Source organism: Anaerococcus groningensis (assembly GCF_046365465.1).
Classification (GTDB): domain Bacteria; phylum Bacillota; class Clostridia; order Tissierellales; family Peptoniphilaceae; genus Anaerococcus; species Anaerococcus groningensis.
Genome location: NZ_JBGMEG010000026.1, coordinates 1 through 1,507, shown reverse-complemented (window position 1 = coordinate 1,507; position 1,507 = coordinate 1). Strand labels below are relative to the sequence as shown.

At 34.0% G+C, this 1,507-nt stretch carries 1 protein-coding gene and 1 pseudogene; both read right to left on the bottom strand.

The features are described 5' to 3' along the window. Positions 1 to 391 (bottom strand): annotated as a pseudogene (locus tag AB9Q04_RS08080) (hypothetical protein); the annotation flags it as partial. 10 nt (positions 392 to 401) lie between these two features. Next, positions 402 to 1,505 (bottom strand): ABC transporter ATP-binding protein, encoded by a 1,104-nt coding sequence (locus AB9Q04_RS08075; RefSeq protein ID WP_410024825.1) that lies wholly within the window; start codon positions 1,503 to 1,505, stop codon positions 402 to 404. Between the last annotated feature and the right edge of the window lie 2 nt (positions 1,506 to 1,507).

Genomic DNA, 1,507 nt, shown 5'->3' with positions numbered 1-1,507 from the left:
TTTGAGCAAATTTCTTAAAAAATCCATTTTTTAATTCATTAAATACTAAGGCTAGGATAATTGGCATTGGAAAACCTAAGATAAGTTCATATATGCTTATACCAAGAGTATTTTTTATCAAATCACCAAAGTAGTAAGAATTGAAAAATCTTTTGAAATGGTCAAAACCAACCCAAGGGCTACCTATAATCCCTAATGAGGGCATATACCTTTTAAAGGCAATTTGGACACCATACATTGGCCCATAATGGAAAATTAAAAAATAAATTAAGGCTGGCAGTAAAAAAATATACAATTGCCAGTATCTCTTAAGATAAAATTTGAGGCGGCCGCCTAGAGACAGGTCAGAAACTTTAGAAGGTAACTTATCTTTTTGCTTGTTTTTACTCATAATAACCCCCCTAAAAGTAAGTAGCATCAGTAGCTTTTAGAATATTTAACCCAGTTTTTTTATCAAAAATAATTATTTTTTCCAAATCAAACTTTAGACCGATTTGTTCATCAAAAGCCACCTGGCGGGGCGGGTTAAATCTTGCTACTGACTCATCATAGGTCTTTGGGCCATCAAAATATACATAGGTATCACTACCTAACTGCTCCACTTTTTTAGCCACAACAGATATATCTTTATCAGAATCTTCTACATTTTTATAATATATATTTTCAGACCTGATACCTAAAACTATATCTAAGGATGGATTTTTTAGGTTTATCCTGTTTTTTATCGACTCTGGCAAGGAAAATTTTTTATCCCAAATATTTATATAAATATTTTCATCATCCTGAGTTAATTTTCCATCATAAAAATTCATCTGAGGTGATCCTATAAAAGCTGCTACAAAAAGATTTTTAGGGTTATGATAAAGATTTCCTGGAGTATCAAACTGTTCTACTACTCCATCATTCATTACCGCTATCCTATCCCCCATAGTCATAGCCTCGGTCTGGTCATGGGTTACATATATAAAAGTTGTTTCTAAGTTTTGGTGGAGGCTAACTATTTCTCCACGCATGGCTACCCTTAGTTTTGCATCGAGGTTTGATAAGGGTTCATCAAATAAAAACACCCTTGGATCTCGCACCATAGCTCGACCTAAAGCAACCCTTTGCCTTTGGCCCCCAGAAAGAGTACCTGGTTTTTTGTTTAAAACTGACTCTAGCTGAAGAATTTTGGCAACTTCATCTACCTTTTTATATCTTTCTTGTTTTTTAACCCCTGCTACCTTTAGAGCAAAAGCAATATTATCCCTTACTGATAAGTGTGGATAAAGGGCATAAGATTGGAAAACCATGGCTATATCACGATTTTTCGGTTCTACTAAATTTACCAAATCATCGCCAATATAAAGATTACCATCAGAGATTTCCTCAAGTCCTGCTATCATACGTAGGGTAGTTGATTTCCCACATCCTGACGGGCCAACTAAAACTATAAATTCTTTATCTTTTATATCTAAATTTATATTATCAACGGCCTTGAAACCGTTTGGATAAACCTTAGAAATAT